The following is a 19,455-nucleotide window of genomic DNA, read 5'->3' as shown; positions in this document are numbered from 1 at the left end:
CACTCTGGCCTTGGCTTTTTTATTCAATTAGCGCTTAACAGCTTCTAATTTCCAGATGTTATTGACATAGTCTCTAATTGAACGGTCAGAGGTAAATTTGCCCACCAACGCAGTGTTCAAAATAGCTTTCTTAGCCCAACCAGCTTGGTCTTGGTACTGTTTACCCATATCCTCGTGCGCTTGGACATAAGATGCGAAGTCAGCCAAACATAGGTATGGGTCACCGCCATCTAGCAAGCTATCGTACGTTGCACGTAATAAACCAGGCTGGCCAGGAGTGAACTCATCCGTTAGCAGCAGATCCAAAGATGCTTTCAGCAGAGGGTCTGCATGGTAGTAGTCGTAAGGATTATAACCTTGAGCTTTCACTGCTTGTACACCATCAACATCTAGACCGAAGATGTAGATGTTTTCATCACCCACTTCTTCACGAATCTCAACGTTTGCACCATCCATCGTACCGATAGTTAATGCACCGTTAAGGGCCATCTTCATGTTACCAGTACCCGACGCTTCTTTACCCGCTAGAGAAATCTGTTGAGAAACGTCAGCTGCAGGAATGATGATTTCTGCCATGCTTACACGGTAATCAGGGATAAAGACCACTTTTAGCTTGTTGCCAATACGTGGGTCGTTATTGATCTTTTCAGCAACCTTGTTGATTGCAAAGATAATCTCTTTCGCTAAGTGGTAACCCGGCGCGGCTTTCGCTGCGAAGAAACATACGCGAGGCGCACATTCAAAACCAGGTTCGTTGATAATGCGATGGTACAGAGACAAGATATGTAGCAAGTCTAGGTGCTGACGCTTGTACTCGTGCAGACGTTTGATTTGTACGTCAAAAATCGCGTTAGTGTCTAGCTCGATACCCATGTTCTCTTGAACCCAGTCCGCTAGGCGCTGTTTGTTCTGCTTCTTAACTGCCATGAACTCTTTTTGGAATTTTGCGTCAGTTGAAAACTTAGCAATACCTTCTAGCAGCTCTAGTTTTGCTGGCCACTCACTACCCACTTTGTCTGTGATTAACTGAGATAGGCCAGGGTTACAGAACTTCAACCAACGACGTGGTGTAATACCGTTGGTTACGTTAGTCAGTTTACCTGGGAAGATTTCGTTGAATTCTGGGAATAGGTCTTTCTTAACTAGCTCAGAGTGAAGTGCTGCTACGCCATTTACTTTGTACGAACCAATTACACAAAGGTTTGCCATACGAACCATGCGATTGAAACCTTCTTGGATAATCGACAGCTTCGCTTGCTTCTCACCATCACCAGGCCACATCTTACGAACTTCTTTTAGGAAGCGGTGGTTGATTTCAAAGATAATTTCCATATGACGAGGCAGTAGGCGCTGGATTAGTGACTCAGGCCAAGTCTCTAGCGCTTCTGGAAGTAGCGTGTGGTTGGTATAAGCAAACGTATTTGCACTGATTTCCCACGCTTCATCCCACGATAGACCTTTATCATCGATAAGGATGCGCATTAGTTCTGGGATTGCGATAGTTGGGTGTGTATCGTTAAGCTGAATCGTTTCTTGCTTAGGCAGATCTGCAATTGCAAAACCTGCTTCTTCATGACGACGCAGAATGTCACGTACCGACGCTGCCGAGTGGAAATACTGCTGCATTAGGCGCAGAGTTTTACCTTTCTCATGGTTGTCGTTCGGGTACAGAACTTTTGTGATGTTACCTGCATCAATCAATGAGTGCTGAGCTTCAAAGTAATCACCGTTGTTAAAGCTAGCTAGTGAGAACGGTGCAATCGCCTGACATTCCCATAAACGTAGTGGGTAAACAGTGTCAGACTCGTAACCTACGATTGGTAGATCCCAAGGCATTGCTCTTACGCTCATACCTGGTACCCATTTACGGATTTCTTTACCGTTTTCGTGTGACACTTCAACGTGACCGTAGAAACCAATTTCTTGCGCAAGTTTAGGACGCGCTACTTCCCAAGGATAACCTTCAACACCGCGCCATGCGTCTGGTGCTTCTTGTTGACGTCCTTCTTTAAACGACTGCTTGAATAGACCGTATTCGTAGTGCAGACCGTAACCTACCGTTGGGAACTCTTGCGCAGCACATGAATCCATAAAACACGCAGCCAAACGTCCTAGACCACCGTTACCCAGTGAAGGATCACGCTCTTCTTCTAATAGATCCGTTAGGTTTTGGCCTAATTCTGCCATCGCCTCGGTAATTTGGTCATATAGACCCAGGCTGATTAGGTTGTTACCCGTTAGTCGGCCAATTAGGAATTCTAGTGATAGGTAGTTTACGCTCTTAGCATTTTTGATCTTAGGGTCTTGTTCAGTTTTTAGTAGATCTAGCGTTGTTAACTCAGCAAGCGCTTTACCCATTGCGAGATACCACTCACGCGCTGTTGCTGTATCTTCAGTTTTAGCGTAAGTCGCTGAGAGGTGCATTTTCACATCAGCTTGGAAAGTCGCTTTGTTAAAATTTTTCTGTTGCGTAGGTTTCATTAGAGAAATCTCACTTATTAGTTCTAATCCATCTGTGCCATATCGTGCATTGACATGAACAGCAAAACATCCTCCTAACAACACGGCTGATTGGGAGGAGGGCATAGGGCGTAGAGGGTGTATTACCTAGGGCTCAGTGATCTAACTCTCATTTAAATTTCACAACATTCGAGCTCTGGTGATAACGATCACACCATCAACGTATTTACCCTATAGCTGATGTATAAAAAGATATGTGTAAAGCAACATACTCAATTGAGCAATATGCATACTAGATCACAATAAGATTGAATAAAAAATGAAAGTTGCACGCACATTGGTGCAAATATGTGTTTAACGCTCTCACCAGACTGATCGCAAGGTGATTAAAATCACAAAAACGGGGCGTAGTTAGCGTCAAAATGTGAATTACGCGAAAAACCCATCGTTGATCAATAACTGTAACGATAAATCTCAAGTAACATCCTTGCCAATAAGCTTTATTGCTCAATATTTGCGCAAAGATGTACCCACCCTTTAGGACTCAGTGCCCTGAGTTAAGGGAAAAAATAGGGAATAAAAAGATGTGGATTCCTTCGAAACTCACTCGCCCGGCGCGCTTGCATAACGCAATCGTAAGACCAAGAGTATTAGACCTTCTTCAACAAGCCCCCTTTTATAAGCTGGTATTGTTTCGTTCGCCCGCTGGCTATGGTAAAACCACCATGGCTGCACAATGGTTGTCAGATAAATCACACGTCGGTTGGTATAGCATTGATGAAAGCGATAATGACTCGTTTCGTTTCATCAACTATTTACTACAAGCACTCAATAAAGCGACCGATGGTAGCTGCCCTAATTCGCAGAAACTAGCAGAAAAACGCCAATTCTCTTCTCTTCACTCTTTATTTGGCGAAGTCTTTACTGAGATGTCTAATTTCCACCAAGAATGCTACTTGGTGCTGGATGACTACCACCTTATTGCGGAAGACGAGATTCATGAAGCGATGCGCTTCTTCCTTAAACATATGCCAGACAATGTCACACTAGTCGTCACTAGCCGCGCGACACCACCTCTTGGCACTGCTAACCTTCGTGTCCGCGACTTAATGATCGAAATTGGTGACGAGTTACTAGCATTTGACATAGAAGAAACGACACGCTTCTTTAATCAGCGAGTAACCGATGGCATTGATGATATAACTGCGAACAATCTGCGAAATTACGTCGAAGGGTGGCCTTCAGCCCTACAACTGATTGCGTTGCAAGCTCAGCATCAGCACAAAACACTGGCACAATCGGCTGAGTCTTTCTCTCAATTCAACCATGCCCATCTTTGGGACTACTTGGTTGAAGAGGTATTTGATCTTCTTGACAAAGAAACACGCCTTTTCTTGCTTCAGTGCTCAGTATTAGACCACTTCAATGACCAGTTGGTGAGTGAGTTAACTGAACGCGAAGATGCGCTGAGCATGATAGAGTCTCTGAATCGATTCGGATTATTTATCCACCCGCTAGAGGGAGAGCAGAACTGGTATCGCTTCCACAACCTTTTTGCCGAGTTTCTTGCTCATGAACGTACCGCGAGGATTCCTCAGCAAGAAACACAACTTCATCAAACCGCGGCAAAAGCTTGGTTAAAACTTTCATCGCCTCACCAAGCGTTACGCCACGCTCAAGAAGCAAATAATAGCCAACTAACCGCAGACATCTTAAGCCAATACGGATGGAAAATGTTTAATGGTGGTGAACTAGTCACGCTCGAAAAAGCAATTAACTCACTCACACCAGAACAGCTCTATAGCGAACCAAAACTTTGTATGCTGCAAGCTTGGCTAGCTCAGAGTCAACATCGCTATAACGATGTAGGTGATTTGCTCTCCAAAGCTGACCAGCAAATGAAGCAACTCGACATTGTATTGGGTGATAAAGAACAAGGTGAGTTTAACGCGCTACGCGCTCAAGTGGCGATTAACCAAGATGAACCAGAAAAAGCACTCGATCTTGCTGAGTTAGCACTTAGCCAAGTAGACAGCACCGTTTATCGTAGCCGTATTGTCGCGACATCAGTGGTAGGTGAAGTCAATCACGTACTTGGGCACCTAAGCCGCGCTCTACCGATGATGCAGCAAACCGAAAAACTCGCTCGCCAATATCAAGTTTATCATCAAGCGCTTTGGGCTATGCTTCAACAAAGCGAAATCTTGATTGCTCAAGGTTACGTCCAAGCTGCGTATGAAGTGCAAGATAACGCATTCAAATTGATCGAGGAACATCATCTACAGCAAGTACCATTGCACGAGTTTTTGCTCCGTGTTCGCGCGCAAATTCTATGGTGTTGGAATCGCCTTGATGAAGCGGAAGAGTGCGCCTATAAAGGACTGCAAGTACTTGGTGATCACAGCCCTAGTAAGCACCTACACAGCTACTCGATGCTAGCGCGTATTGCCATTGGCCGTGGCGAATTGGATAAAGCAGGCAAATTTATTGACCAAATTGCCCACTTGCTTAAACAGTCAACCTATCACGTTGACTGGACAGCCAATGCATCATTATCACTGATTCTATTTTGGCAAGCGCGTGGTGACCTAGACTCTATCCAACAGTGGCTTGAAACCACTGTGCGCCCTGAAACAGCTTGTAACCACTTTACTCAGCTTCAATGGCGCAATATTGCACGTGCACAAATCGCTTTAGAGCAGTATGCCGACGCGGCCAAGACACTGGAATTCTTACAGCAACAAGCCCGACAAAATGAACTACTAACCGATATTAATCGCAACCTGATTGTCGAGGCCGTACTAGCAATTTCTCAAGATGATGAAAATACTGCACGCGAGCACCTAAAGCACGCACTAGAGTTAACCAACCAAACTGGCATGTTGGGCAACTTCTTAGTCGATGGAGCGTCGATTGGCCATATCCTAGAGAAGCTCAATCAAAAAAGTGAACTGGGAGATTTGGAGCGCCACCGTGCTCAGCAATTACTTAAAGATATTTCGACCACTCAGCGTAGCAGCTCGGTTCATTTTGATGAAGAGTTTGTTGAAAAGCTCGTCAACCACCCAAACATACCAGAGCTTGTTCGCACAAGTCCTCTCACTCAGCGCGAATGGCAAGTTCTTGGCCTGATCTATTCAGGATTTAGCAACGAGCAAATTGCTCAAGAACTGGATGTCGCAGGCACAACGATCAAAACCCATATTCGCAACCTGTACCAAAAGCTTAATATTGCCAACCGTAAAGAAGCGATCAAGACAGCCGAAAACCTGCTGCAGTTAATGGGATATTAGATATACCTAACTCAAGTCGAAAGACGCGAGAATGATCAAAAAAAGCCAACAGCTTTCGCCGTTGGCTTTTTTATTTATCGGGACTTAGCCTCCATTTCAATCTTCGTGCTCCATGAAGGTTCATTTCGGTCCTTCTTCACTATGCCTTTATTAGTCAGCCAAGCCACTGCAGTATCAGTTTTATTAGCTGTTGGGTAGTGTGTTTTACTGATCAATTTACATGTATCAAACGTACCCGCTGGAACCGTGATTCTCTCTTTGCCTAGATATGTCTCACTATAATCAAACACTGACTTAGACCAAGCACCCGTTATCGTACTGAGAGCTATGTCAGAATTTGCTGTGCGTAATCCGGGAGTAACGAGTTGAGCCGGAACCGTACTATTGTCAAATACGCTGGTTAGCGGAGCATTAGTTGCTGTTGTATGCACTTTTTCAACTCCAAGCTGTTTAGTATTGTGAGCAACTACAGCAGGCAAACCAACCTTAGCAGCTCCATATACTCGTTCATCTTGTCGGTTAAAGCCTTCTTGCCCTAGATAGTGTTCACTTGTGCTATATGCGTACTCATATCCAACTAGCGCTCCCTGTCGATCAAATTCACTCACTTTAGTTTTTTCTAACCTGCCAGCCCAATCTGAGATCCAGCTTGGTAACCCGGTTACATTAGTGACATCATCTAGCCAAGAGAAAGTACTTCCGAGATACTCCGAATGGAATTGTAATGAAGTTGGTACACCACCAGTAAAGGTGCGCGTGACATCATAAACAATCTTGTCACCTATCTTTTTTTCATAACCAGCGTCTGCCAGTGAGTCTAGACAAACTTGTAAGTTTAACGGCTGAGCTGAATTATCTAAGATAAATTGTTGCGTTGTACTGTCGAATACATACTCTTCTCGCGTTATTGGAGACGAGCTATACCAAGTATTGCGCACAAACCCATCGACAACCGATAGATAAGATTTGCGATCTTTCAGATTCACCTCTACAGAAGTTGCTCCATCAATGATCGTCGTCGGTATGGACACTTCACGAAGCTGAACGCCATTGACAATAATATCGTGCCACTGCCCAGTCTCAGGCAACAGTTCTAAAGGCTCGTTATACCAAGAGTAGAAGTAGTATTTTACCACTCCTTCATCAAGCAATTGGGCTCTAATGTCTCCTCGATTCATCGTCCCTACTGGAATCAACTCGTCGATGTTAGACGTACCGCTCCTGTCTGATTGATCAACTGCTTTAGTTTGCTTAAGACTAGTGAGCCACTCTTCTTTATTATCTTTAAACACGGCAAAGCCGTTGCAAGAATTATTTAGTTCAGCGTAGCGGTCTTCACCTTGACAATCATTTCCTTTATAGAATGAGTAGTAACCTCCGATATTCTTTGTTAGCGACTGTTTGTACATCACCGTATTATCAGGGAACACAAGATCGGCAGGTAAAGTATTTGACCAAGCACCACTATTATCAACTTGTTTCGCTATAGAGCGAACATTAACACCGCTTACATCTATTTTTGTTACGCTGACAATGTCACTCAAGACGGAGTCAGCCGAAATTAGTTTGAGTTTGTAATCGTCTAACACTTCAATTGCAGTAATAGCACTATCTTCACTTTGCCAACCATTGCTAGCCAATACCATTTGCAAACTCGGTAGCTTCTCTACCGCTAATACAAAATCACCGACCGTATAGTCATAGACGTTGATACTTTTCTGAATGCCACCATCACTGACAAGCTGCACCGAACCAAACTGCAACGCCATCGGTTGTTCTGCATAAGTTCGACCTGATAGCCAATGGGCTCCTTCTTGGTATAGATACTTCGCATGGTTGATCGTTACACCATTTTTTTTGGCCTCATTTTCTTTAACTTTATCGCGTAAGTTGTCTTTGTCGAGGTCAATATGATCTCGTTCAATCTCAGTAGCGATTGCCTTAGCATCAAAACGACCTGCATTGGTCGATATATCTGCGACAACATTTTCAAGGACCGAGGTTACCTCTTCGACGATCAAAGAAATCAGTTCATGTTCACTGATTCCGGCACCAGCGCTGAGCTCTTTTAGTGAGTCCGTTTTGGAAGCCATAATACTCGCCGTAACTTGAGCGATTTTATGTAACCTCTCGTAGACTGCTTTATCTGTATCCCTCAGGCCAACTGAGTTTTTTGCAGCAATATAGTCTTTGGTTAAATCGACACTCGTACCAATTTTTTGTTGAACTTTTGACTTAGCCTCTTCAATTGAGCTGCCTTTTTCAATTTCATTTTGAAGCATAGTCGTCAGTGGACTAATAAAATCGGAGCCTGGGGGCGCCGTCAAATTGTAGCCTTGAGTTAAAACCACGCCTGGATTATCTGAGTCGATAGTTTGCCCTGCGACCACCTCGATCAACAACACTCCTTTTGTAATTTGCTCAGCGGTAAGTCCATTAAGAGTAAACTCTCCGTTATCTCCGGTCACCGCATTCGGTTCTGAAGATTCACACACCTTATTGTTGTTTAAATCTAAACACGCATTGGCTCCTATGAGATAACCATCGGCTGCTCGGGCAGTTAAAGAAGATGAGGAATCTGAACTCGAATCAGAATTGCTACTGGCTGAACCTGAATCTGATCCACCGCATGCAGTTAAAGTAACGGCTATTGCGAGGGCGATTGAAGAGTGCTTTAACACCATAAACTGTCTCCAAATATTCGGAATTTGTCGATAAAATGCAGGAACTTATAGGATGCAAAGCTCTAGCAAATACGCGCCCAAAATATCAGTTTGCATAGTGAATATTTGATACCACCTTCATACTTCAAAATAATATTTCGCGTAGAGAATTAATTCGTTTCATCAATGCGAGTCACTACGAATACGGCAAGAAACTCAATAGAAATGTCTTAATTCGGAGACAAAAAAGCAAAGTCATACGTAACAAGGTATTAATAAATATCACTTTATTTACTTCTTAACTGCAAGCTACGCGATTAGACTGGTTGTTTTTGTGGTCTAAACTGAAATTGAGAGAAAGGGAGACACTGGTGACAATTCCTCAAATTGCATTCAACCATAACAAAGCCAACAACGCTGAATTGGAAATCTTTGATCTTGAAAGCCTATACCAACGAAAGGGGCTGGCCCATGATCCTAGCGAGCCACACCGAGTCTCGTTTTTTGCTTTGATTTTTGTGCAAAATGGAACTGGTACACATGAAGTTGATTTTAAGCCCTACCCGTTTAAGCCAGGCTCGATCGTTTTTGTTCAGCGAGAACAAGTCCAAGCATTTGATTTCAGTCAGTTCCCACAAGGCAAAATGCTAATATTTACGCAGGCCTTTCTTGATCAAGTGCACATCAACATGCGTTTGCCCAACTACACCCCTACTCACTTAACCCCCCAACATTCCCCGTTGCTGGACCTTGATGCCGATCACAGGAACCGTGTCGAGACACTTATTGACCAAATGCAACAGGAGATGACTCAACCAAGCACTGATCCGCTAATCGTGATGTATTTGTTTTCAGCACTTGCTCTTATATTACATCGGTTAAGACCTGAAGTACCTCTGGATAAGTTATCTGACGAGCAAAGTACAAAGTTTGCGCGTTTTTTCGAACAACTTCAGGCCAACTTCCATAAAACACGCGATGCCAACTGGTACGCAAATCAATTAGGAACAACCTATAAAACACTCAACCTTACTTGCAAAGCGGCAACAGATTTAACGGCAAAACAGCTTATTGACGCGTTCACCACCCTTGAGATCAAACGACGCTTAGTTGTCAATCAATCTACCTCTCAACAGCTTGCCTATGAGTTCGGCTTTGAAGATGCAAGCAACTTCGTAAAGTTCTTTAAAAAGCATAGCCAGATGACACCAGGGCAATTTACCAAACAGCACACCACACCAAAATTGTGACCGAGAGAGCGATGGAGTACGAGATTTACCATTTTTTATCTTAGATCCACAATGCTCAGCTAACCCGAACTCCCTAACATGTTTCTCGAACCAACATTGAGGAACATTAGGATGAAAGTGCTAACAACATTAAAAACAACCACGTTTGTTGCTGCAGCGGTAAGCTTAAGCGCATGCGCTACACAGCCAGAGGTAACAGAGCTGAGTCAAACACAAAAAGCAGTTGCCGTTATCTCTAGTATTGAAACTGGTGATCACACAGCAATTAGCTATATCAACCCAGACAAATACATCCAGCATAATCTGGCAGTTGGTGACGGCCTAGCCGGTTTTGGCGAAGTTATGGCGGCCTTACCAGAAGGTAGTGCGAAAGCAAATGTAGTCCGTGCATTTGAAGACGGTGACTACGCCGTCACCCACACCGAATACAACTTTTTTGGCCCTAAAGTAGGATTTGATGTGTTCCGATTCGAAGACGGGAAAATCGTCGAGCATTGGGATAACTTGCAAACCATTATGCCCAAAAACCCCAGTGGCCGTACTCAGCTCGATGGTCCGACACAAGTGGTAGATATAGAGAAAACCGAACAGAATAAGCAGATCGTCACTGATTTTGTACAGACCATCTTGATCGATGGAAATATGACAAAAATCAATCAGTTTATCGCTAATGAAGATAGTGCCTACATCCAGCACAACGCTATGGTAGCCGATGGCCTAAGCGGTTTAGGTAAGGCTCTCAACGCACTTGCAGAAGCTGGTACCCCTATGATTTACAATGTAAACCATTTGATTCTTGGTCAAGGTAACTTCGTTCTATCCATCAGCGAGGGCGAATTCCTCGGAAAGCACACTTCATTCTACGATCTATTTAGACTAGAAGCTGGTAAGATTGTCGAACACTGGGATGTTGTCGAAGCCATCGCGCCTAAAAGTCAATGGAAAAACCACAACGGTAAGTTTGGGTTCAAAAATTAAATTGTCTATGGCGCAAGTCTCCCTTGCGCCACGACTATCACTTAAAACAAAAACAGTCGCTTTACTTCACCTTGAAACCTTGCACTCTCATACTTTAATGCCACAATGTAGATAATTTATGGAATGAATGAGAGCAATATCAATGACTTGGTCCAAAGCGACAACCCTTTCATTTGCGTTAGCTAGCGCATTTTCGTCACCAACTTATGCCGAGGTTGGTAATGCGCCTCTTGTCGGTGGGCTATTCAATTCAACCGAAGTTCTCAAAAACCAAATCGTTAACTCCTTCTCCTACTCAACCCGATTCGCTCGTGATATGACCTTATTTACCATCGGCGGGATGACCCTTGAAACCTACTTACTTACACTACCTCTAGATACTGGAACGAAAGCAAGAGTGATGGGCCAAATAGCGGATCCCACCTACTCCATACCACTCGGTTACTTTCTCTATCAGTTTTACGATCGCTATACCGGAATTGAGAATGGAGACAAATTTAAATCGCACCTCCAAACTGTCTATGATCAGAAAACACTTGAAGGCTTCGAACATTCTTTGTTTCAACTCACTAACGATCATCAGCCTAAAAAAAAGCAGCATGCCAAAGATCAAGCACATCAAGAAGGCTTAAAGATCGATGGGGAATTTGTCGCAGCCATGGTGACTGTGTACGACGCATTAATTCAGATTGGCGAATGGCAAGATATGGAACGTCTTCCTCAGCAATACACCTATCTCACAAAATCACCGCAGGATCTCGCTCTAGTGACAAAAGTCCAACCGATTGTGGTCAGCATTCTCAAACAAGCGGCCTCAGGGATGGACGAAGGTGAAATGAAAAATGCCTTACTGGCGATTGTCGCAGATGACGCTCCTGAACGCGCATCACTGCCCAATAACAAAGCCCAAGCTCTAACCATTACCCTAGTTGATTTCGTGCGTTTAAATGTGCTCAAAGCGTATCGTCAATTCGTTTATCAAGACGAAAGACAGAAGCGCCTTAACGACTGGCTACAAAACGCTTTTGATAATGAACCAAACAAAGCCATTGATTTTCTTCAGTCTCAACAAGAACGACGTTTCGCCGTTCAAATCACAGTGGATGGTTTACAGCAAGGATTGATGGAAGGGTTGGTTGACCAGAGTAAGCCATTTATTCCTTACGCATACAGCCGCCATGTGGAGCATGAGAAACTCAACACGCCACTGGCTCAGTCAAGCCCAGAGCACCAACAGGATGTTCGTTTCTTAGAAATCCTTTCTGAGCAAACCTATAATGACCCGCACTATCTACCCTTTTTTAAAAAATTCTACGCGCAGAATAAAGCGTCAATTTCCCGTACTGGTGTTTCCTCTACTCCTACCATCAGTGTGCGTAACCTACCGATTATAAAAACAGGAGCAAAAGTTTCGGGAAAAAGAGGGACAGGTATCCCTAACTTCCACTTTGTTGATCGCCACGAAGATAGAGCCTACTACTTCTTCGGCAACGATGCCTTGCAACTTGATCGATTGATGCAAGCGAATAAGGTGCAGACCATGTTTGATCGACTTGTGCACTTGAAAACGCTTAACTGCAATGCGCAATATGATTGGAACGCACATACTAGCTATGACGGCTTGGTCAATCTCGGGGCGGGGGAAGCCCTCAGGGATTTCGGCGAAAAGCGTTGTCTAAAAGAGTTAGATGAGCGCGCCAAAGTTGAAACTGTACTCACCAAGCAACGTCAGTCACTCATTGACAACATAGCCTCCTACCAACAACTCCCAAGGTGGGACTTCTACACCAAGCTAACTCGCAAATGGAAGATTGAGCAAGATATCTCAAATTACACCCAACTAGACGGCCAAGGTATGCCTGATTTCACACTCATCTACAACCCATGGCCCGATCATTTCGCTCACTTTGTTGGCCCTTTTAGTGACGAAATCATTATGCCGACCGGTGAACTAAACAGGCTTGATTACTGGATTAGCAGAGTAGAACAAAGTTACAAAAATGCAGGTGTTTACGACCAAACTCTGTGGGGAATCGCTGGCGATCATGGCTTAGCGCCTGTCTATTACACACTAAACCCAGAAAAGGCCATCTTCGGGCCTTTAGAGAAAGAGGTAGGCTACCCACTGATTATTAGGAAAATATCTTCAGATGAAGGAGAAGGGCCAAAGATTACTAACGCTTTGAATTATCCTAGCAATAAAGGGACAGATGTGGTGGTTGCCTCAACCGCAGGTGGCAACTTTATGTTCGACCTATTTAACTCGCAACAAGGATGGGCAAGCCAACCTATCTATAGCGAACTTATAAACTGGCGCCCTATTAATGCACCTGACAGCCAAACGGTCGACATTGTCTCAGAGTCACTTAGCTACCTCGATGACACATTGGATTACTTGGCCGTTCGCGAGCAAACATGCAATGAAAAGCAGTGTCGAGTTCGATTGGTAGCAAATCGCGATGGTGTCAGGTATGACGAACAGGTCATCAAGCAAGGAGAGCGTTATTACTATGGGAGTATTACCAGTGATAACGCGATGGTTCGACTTCTCGATGTCAAATCTCTCAACCCTTATCTTCCTATACCAGATGATTCTGGGCTTAATCGGTTTGCTTATCTAGTAGAAAAGTGTCTCCATCGGGCTAACTTAGAAGACAGTCAAACTTGGTGTAATGGGGATCAATGGCGAGAGTTAACACACTATACGCCAAGACCAGACTCTGTGGTTCAGTTAGCGCAACTATATGCCGAAGATAGAGCAGGAACCATTAACTTATTCCCTAGAGAAGGCATTGGCTACAACACTAAAGTTCCAGGGAGACACGCAGGTGAAAGCTACCTTGAAAAAGATGCCTTCATCGGATTCTGGGGAACCCCCATTGGATCGCAAGCAATACCACTAAAGTCAGAAGCTAATGGTTCATTAGCACCAACACTATTCGAGTATTTAACTGGTGAAGCTGTAGTAGAAGGTGAAAACGGCTGGGGTTACCCTTCTCTACTCAAAAAGCTAGATATTCAATAACAGTCAGATTTTAAAGTAAAAAAGCGCCATTTCGGCGCTTTTTTTTAAATCTCGAATCCAATTAAAACTTCTTCGGTGCGTAACCTGTCATCACCTTTAGCTGAAGTTCTTTACCTAGCTTGGTCGTCGGATGAACAACAACAAGGCCTTTCACTGACTTCTTCAGTTTACCCATGTCTGCTTGTTCTGTTTTCGTGATCTCACGAGAAAACGGCATATCCAAAAGGCTCTTACGCTCTTTGTTCATGTCGTAGCTCTGCTTATGCTTCATCGAGTTGGCTTTTTTGGTCAGTTTGTCGATGTCATTGGTAAATTTGGTGATCATTTCTTGGTCACCACGGCCTTTTGCTGCCTCTAGCTTGCGTTTGCAGTTGTCTAGACGGTTATTGATCGTTTGTAATTCTTGCTTAAGGCTCATGGGTCACACTCATAAAGAAATGGAAAAGGGCGGGGAGTGTAGCATAAGCCCACTCACCGCCCTAATTATAATCACTCAGTTCAATTTTTCACTAGCGAGATTGATCGTACCGATTAATAGCCCGTTCCAATCGTTGAAAATCTGATTGAGTTAGATAGCTTTGCAGTGCTGAGAACTTATCTTCATCCCACTGATAAATCTTCATGGCCAACAACTTTGCCACTTCTTCAGATGCAAAGCGATATTTAATTAGCTTGGCAGGATTCCCACCGACCACGGCATATGGTTCAACATCTTTGGTCACGACGCTATTCGCGGCAATTACGGCACCTTCACCAATAGTGACACCGGGCATGATCATTGCTCGCATGCCAATCCACGCTCCATCTTTGATGATAGTGTTGCCCTTGCTTTGGTAAGAGCGTTCAACCTCATCAAGAAACGGATAGAGACAAAACCAGTCGACTCGATGGTTGTGATTCCCCCCCATCAAAATAACGGCTTCAGCAGCTATGCAAACATAATCACCAATATAAAGCTGGTCTATTTTCCAACGTGGCTCCCATTGCTTGCTTATCTCATCACCATGCAAGTAACGGACAACAGATTGCTCAAATCCATTATCCCAACAATCACTGTAGTAGCTGTGGGTGCCTTTTATATGGATGTTCTCGTTACTGACCACTTCATGAAGTAACTGAAATTTAGACCAATGTTTTTTTGTCATGACAAATTCCTCTGATTAATTTAATTTTGCCACGGAACGAATTTTCGTGGCGTTGTTTAGACGTTCAAACTAAACAACGCCATTTGCACTCGAGGTTGTTTTAATAGTGGTAGAGTTTTCATGTTAAGACTCCTTTGTGCGCAAACTATAAGCCAAAGCTTACAATTTATGTCAGTATTAAGTGAGTTTATTTATGTATAAGAATAATAAGGAAGATTTATGTTTTTGCGCCTAGTGCTGCTGCCTATGCTCGCTTTCTCTGCTCAGGCTTTTTCGGCATCAGACAACGTCACTATCCGTTATCTTGAGCCGAACAGTAGCGCTGAAGCTAAGTTGAAATCAGAGATTGAACAAAGTGGCGTTAATCAAACTCTCATTGACCTGTCTGACGACCTGTTCCCCTTCAACAAAACGCTCACCATAGAGTATGGCAGCGAAGATGGGCCGCTGTACGATCCGGAAAAACACCTTGTGCAGATGCCGTACCACTTTTATCAAGAGGCGTTGGATTACTTTAAAAACAACAAGTATGACGAAAAGTACGGAAAACCAGCCAAGCTTGGAGCGATGGATACGGTCCTTCACACCTTGCTTCACGAAGCTGGACACGCTTATATTGCCGATCAAAATATCCCTATATTAGGCAAAGAAGAAGATGCCGTAGATAACTTTGCCGCCGTGATGATGATTGAATACGTTGAAAACGGTGAAGATGCCGCCATTAGCGCAGCGGATATGTTTGCTTTTGAATCAGAAGATAAGCCCGATTTCTATGAGTTTGGCGAGTACATTGATGAACACAGCTTCGACTTACAACGCTACTTTTCAACGCTTTGTTTAGTGTACGGCAGCAACCCAGAAAAACATCAAAACTTGCTCGACGAAGTGGAAAATGACTATCTTGCTGATCGCAAAGACTTCTGTGTATTCCAATACCAGCATGTCGCCCAGAATTGGCACAACTATCTTAATGTAGAAGCCTCTGAATAATAGTGGTACGCACTTATAGTTATCGAGTAAGACTACCTAATACCTGCGAATCAGCTACAACTACAAACACCGATTTATTTTATTGCTGGCAACACTCTTGCTAGCACTAGATTTTCTTCAACTAAGTATCTGACAGACAAGACTAAGTGAGAGCATTATCAATATTTACGCTTGATTCTACTAATGTCTAACCAATTAGACCTATAAACCCCTCAAGATTCACAGTCAACTGTCGATAAATTGGCTAGTCTTATAGATATACATTTGGGTCTATAAGCATGATTCCAATAAACAAGCGCTTTTCTTAGATGGAGAACGACCAAGTTTTTCTTTAAGTTAAGAAGCGATTATTACTAATAACAGGATGTTTGTATGAGTCTTACTATTCGTAGCCGCCTCTACATTTTGGCACTGGTTCCGCTGCTAGTCATTGCATTAGGTATGCTTAGCTTTACCTATATGAAAACCACCGAACTCAATGAGCAGCAGATTGAAGTAACCCGCACTAACATGATGAACATGAAAAAAGCGGAGCTTAGAAACTACCTTCAAATGGCAAAGTCGGCGGTTCAACCTTTCCTCAACCGAGGGGCAAGCTTAGAAGAAGCTTATCCAACCCTAAAAACGCTAGAATATGGTAAAACAGGCTATGTCTTTGGTTACGATTCCAAAGGTATTCGCCGAGTCCAAGGCAGCAGCGAAAAAGGCATTGGTGACAGCTATTGGAACTTGCAAGATAAGCAAGGCAATTATCTTATCCAAGACCTAATTCGTAATGCCAAAACTGGTGAGTTTACAACCTATTATTTCCCTAAACCAGGTGAAACGGTCGCGTTACCTAAACTCAGCTACTCTATCTATATTCCTGAATGGGACTTAATGATCGGAACTGGTTTCTATACTGATGACATCGATGCAATTATCGCTGAAATGGAAAATGCAACCACCAACGCTCTGCAAACCACTTTGTCTGCGATTATTATTTTCTGCTTAGTCATCGCTGGTATTGTTGCTGTGTTCGCCGTTGCTGTAAACCGTACCATTATGAAACCACTTGAGATGTTTGATGAATCTATTCGCTCATTTGCTAGCGGGGATGCAGATCTCACAGCGCGTATGGATGACTTCACAGCGCCTGAATTCTCGCAACTCAGTAAAAACTTCAACGCCTTTGTGGCAAGCCTGCAAACCATTATTAGCAGTGTTAGTAATGTGGGCCAACAGGTTGTTTCTGAGACTAACAACATGTCACTGCGTGCTGCAAAAGTTGATGAACTTGCAACAGGGCAACGTGAAGAGACTGAACAAGTCGCCACTGCAATGACAGAAATGACAACAACTGCAAGTGAAATCTCAAATAATGCTAGCCAAGCAGCGGACTCAGCCAAAGAAGCTGACGACAACGCCAAAGAAGCTCAGGGCATTGTAAACTCCGCAGCACAGTCAGTTGAAGCCTTGGCTGAAGAGGTATCTCAAGCGAATAGTGTGATCTCGCGCTTAGAAGGCGACGTGCAAAACATTTCATCTTCTCTTGAAGTGATTCAAGATATCGCTGAGCAAACTAACCTGTTGGCACTTAATGCGGCTATTGAGGCAGCACGTGCAGGTGAACAAGGTCGCGGTTTCGCGGTAGTAGCAGATGAAGTTCGCAAGCTAGCAAGCCGCACTCAAGACAGTACAGGTGAAATCCATCAGATGATTGAGCAACTGAAAGCGGCTTCAGATGATGCAGTCAAAGCCATGGAGTCAAGCCAACAACGTGGTGCAAGTACCGTAGAAGAAGCCAATGCAGCAGCTCAAGCCCTAATTCAAATCCAAGAATCTATTGGCACTATCATGGACATGAACTCGCTGATTGCGACTGCAACCGAAGAGCAAAGTTTAGTTGGCCAAGAGATATCAGAACGTATCGTTGTTATCTCTGACCAGAGTTCCAAGTCTGCCGAACTGGCGAACGAGAACCGCTCAGGGAGCCAAGAGCTTAACCACAGAGCCAATGAGCTCTACGAGCTGGTCGACCGCTTTTCAGTTTAGCTAGCAACGCAAAAAAACGCCCTAAACCGAACGGTTAGGGCGTTTTACTTTTTTAACCGCTCCACTCTGCTTAGTTGCCACCAAAGCAGAGATACTTCACATCCATATATTCATCAATACCAACTTTGGCTCCTTCACGACCAATTCCCGATTGTTTGACTCCGCCAAATGGAGCAGCTTCAGTCGAGATGATCCCTTCATTAATACCCACCATGCCGTACTGGAGTGCTTCGGCAATCTTCCAAACACGATGGATATTCTGGCTGTAGAAATAAGACGCTAAGCCGTAGATGGTGTCATTCGCCATCTCGATCAGGTGCTCATCATTATCAAATGCAATCACTGGGGCAACAGGGCCAAAGATTTCTTGCTGTACGATATCCATACTATGTAAGACATCTTTCAGTACCAATGGCTGCATGAATAACCCATCTAACAACCTCGGGGGAGAAACGGGGCTAGCGCCTTGCTGAATCGCCACATCAACGAGTGCTTGAATACTTTGCTTGGCTGAACTGCTGATTACAGGCCCTATATTCACCCCTTTATCAAGCCCATTCCCTACCTGAAGCTCTTGTACCTTCGCATCAAACTTAGCGACAAACTCCTCATACACATTGCTATGAACGTAAAAGCGGTTGGCACACACACAGGTTTGCCCTGCATTACGAAACTTAGATGCCATCGCTCCAGCAACTGCTGCATCAACATCAGCATCTTCAAAGACAATAAATGGTGCATTACCTCCTAACTCCATTGAAGTGCGCTTAATATCGTAAGCGCTCTGCTGCATCAAAATGCTACCGACTTGAGTTGAGCCAGTAAAAGAGAGCTTACGAATCAACGGGTGAGAGGTAAAGATCGCCCCCACTTCCTTAGGATCAGAGCCTAAAACGACTTGCAACACATCGCGTGGAATTCCGGCTTGATACGCTAACTCAACCACCGCAAACGCACATAAAGGCGTCAATTCTGAAGGCTTAACAATGAAACTGCAGCCTGCCGCTAAAGCTGGGGCAGCTTTGCGAGTAATCATCGCGATAGGAAAGTTCCACGGCGTTATTGCGCATGCAACTCCAATGGGCTGCTTAATAGTCACCAAACGCTTGTCTCGACTAGGGGAAGGGATTGTCTCACCGTAGGTACGTTTCGCTTCTTCAGCAAACCATTCGATAAAGCTCGCACCATAGAGCACTTCACCTTGGGCCTCGATAATAGGCTTACCTTGCTCCAGAGTCATTAATCTTGCTAAATCATCTTTGTTATCTAACAGCAATCGGAACCACTGTTGCAGCATATTCGAGCGAGCCTTAGCAGGTAGCATCGCCCACTCTTTTTGAGCGCAATGTGCTCTCTCTATACCAGCAACTATGTCTTGCTCAGTGGATATAGGTGCAAAGCCTAAACTTTCACCCGTCGCAGGGTTTGTGACCTCAAGACCTTGGTCATTATCTGCTGCCATGAATGAGACAAAACTCTGATTAGTGAGTAACTGCATGGTAATTCCTTATGGATAAGCGCGTAGTCCTTACTATCTATCATACTGCACTTGGCTTTTACGTCAGCTAAACGTAAATAGCATTTACTGTTTTTGATAATATAAATTGCGTAAAAAGC

The 19,455-nt window shown here is 44.0% G+C and carries 11 protein-coding genes; 6 read left to right on the top strand and 5 right to left on the bottom strand.

Annotation, left to right across the window (positions count from 1 at the left end):
- Nucleotides 1-27: 27 nt before the first annotated feature.
- Entirely contained in the window at nucleotides 28-2,481 is a 2,454-nt protein-coding gene (locus APB76_RS06035) for a glycogen/starch/alpha-glucan phosphorylase (protein ID WP_054961123.1), read from the bottom strand.
- A 563-nt stretch (nucleotides 2,482-3,044) separates the two neighbouring features.
- Between APB76_RS06035 and malT the strand changes: the two genes are divergently transcribed.
- A complete protein-coding gene (gene malT, locus APB76_RS06030) occupies nucleotides 3,045-5,753 on the top strand; it encodes an HTH-type transcriptional regulator MalT (RefSeq protein WP_054961124.1) in 2,709 nt (902 codons plus the stop codon).
- A 74-nt stretch (nucleotides 5,754-5,827) separates the two neighbouring features.
- Here malT and APB76_RS06025 read toward each other — a convergent pair whose 3' ends face one another.
- On the bottom strand, nucleotides 5,828-8,437 hold the full coding sequence (locus APB76_RS06025; RefSeq protein WP_054961125.1) for a hypothetical protein: 2,610 nt from the start codon (nucleotides 8,435-8,437) through the stop codon (nucleotides 5,828-5,830).
- A 350-nt stretch (nucleotides 8,438-8,787) separates the two neighbouring features.
- On the opposite strand from APB76_RS06025, the gene APB76_RS06020 reads away from it, so the two are divergent.
- The 3 genes from APB76_RS06020 to APB76_RS06010 all read left to right on the top strand — a co-directional run bounded on the left by APB76_RS06020 (nucleotide 8,788) and on the right by APB76_RS06010 (nucleotide 13,669).
- Nucleotides 8,788-9,666, top strand: a complete 879-nt coding sequence (locus APB76_RS06020; RefSeq protein WP_054961126.1) for an AraC family transcriptional regulator — start codon at nucleotides 8,788-8,790, stop codon at nucleotides 9,664-9,666.
- A gap of 111 nt (nucleotides 9,667-9,777) precedes the next feature.
- A complete protein-coding gene (locus APB76_RS06015) occupies nucleotides 9,778-10,644 on the top strand; it encodes a nuclear transport factor 2 family protein (protein WP_054961127.1) in 867 nt (288 codons plus the stop codon).
- Nucleotides 10,645-10,786: 142 nt separating this feature from the next.
- Nucleotides 10,787-13,669 (top strand): alkaline phosphatase family protein, encoded by a 2,883-nt coding sequence (locus tag APB76_RS06010; protein ID WP_054961128.1) that lies wholly within the window; start codon nucleotides 10,787-10,789, stop codon nucleotides 13,667-13,669.
- Nucleotides 13,670-13,730: 61 nt separating this feature from the next.
- Here APB76_RS06010 and APB76_RS06005 read toward each other — a convergent pair whose 3' ends face one another.
- Nucleotides 13,731-14,087, bottom strand: coding sequence for a YibL family ribosome-associated protein (locus APB76_RS06005; protein ID WP_054961129.1), 357 nt, complete (start codon nucleotides 14,085-14,087; stop codon nucleotides 13,731-13,733).
- A gap of 91 nt (nucleotides 14,088-14,178) precedes the next feature.
- Nucleotides 14,179-14,814: a CatB-related O-acetyltransferase gene (locus APB76_RS06000; RefSeq protein ID WP_054961130.1), complete on the bottom strand. Its 636-nt coding sequence runs from the start codon at nucleotides 14,812-14,814 to the stop codon at nucleotides 14,179-14,181.
- A 219-nt stretch (nucleotides 14,815-15,033) separates the two neighbouring features.
- Between APB76_RS06000 and APB76_RS05995 the strand changes: the two genes are divergently transcribed.
- Entirely contained in the window at nucleotides 15,034-15,804 is a 771-nt protein-coding gene (locus APB76_RS05995; RefSeq protein WP_054961131.1) for a DUF4344 domain-containing metallopeptidase, read from the top strand.
- Between the two features lie 372 nt (nucleotides 15,805-16,176).
- A complete protein-coding gene (locus APB76_RS05990; protein WP_049844626.1) occupies nucleotides 16,177-17,838 on the top strand; it encodes a methyl-accepting chemotaxis protein in 1,662 nt (553 codons plus the stop codon).
- A gap of 70 nt (nucleotides 17,839-17,908) precedes the next feature.
- On the opposite strand, the gene APB76_RS05985 is transcribed toward APB76_RS05990, so the two are convergent.
- Entirely contained in the window at nucleotides 17,909-19,336 is a 1,428-nt protein-coding gene (locus tag APB76_RS05985) for an NAD-dependent succinate-semialdehyde dehydrogenase (RefSeq protein ID WP_054961132.1), read from the bottom strand.
- Between the last annotated feature and the right edge of the window lie 119 nt (nucleotides 19,337-19,455).

The organism is Vibrio bivalvicida (genome assembly GCF_001399455.2).
Classification (GTDB): domain Bacteria; phylum Pseudomonadota; class Gammaproteobacteria; order Enterobacterales; family Vibrionaceae; genus Vibrio; species Vibrio bivalvicida.
This window is presented reverse-complemented; position numbering and strand designations above follow the sequence as displayed.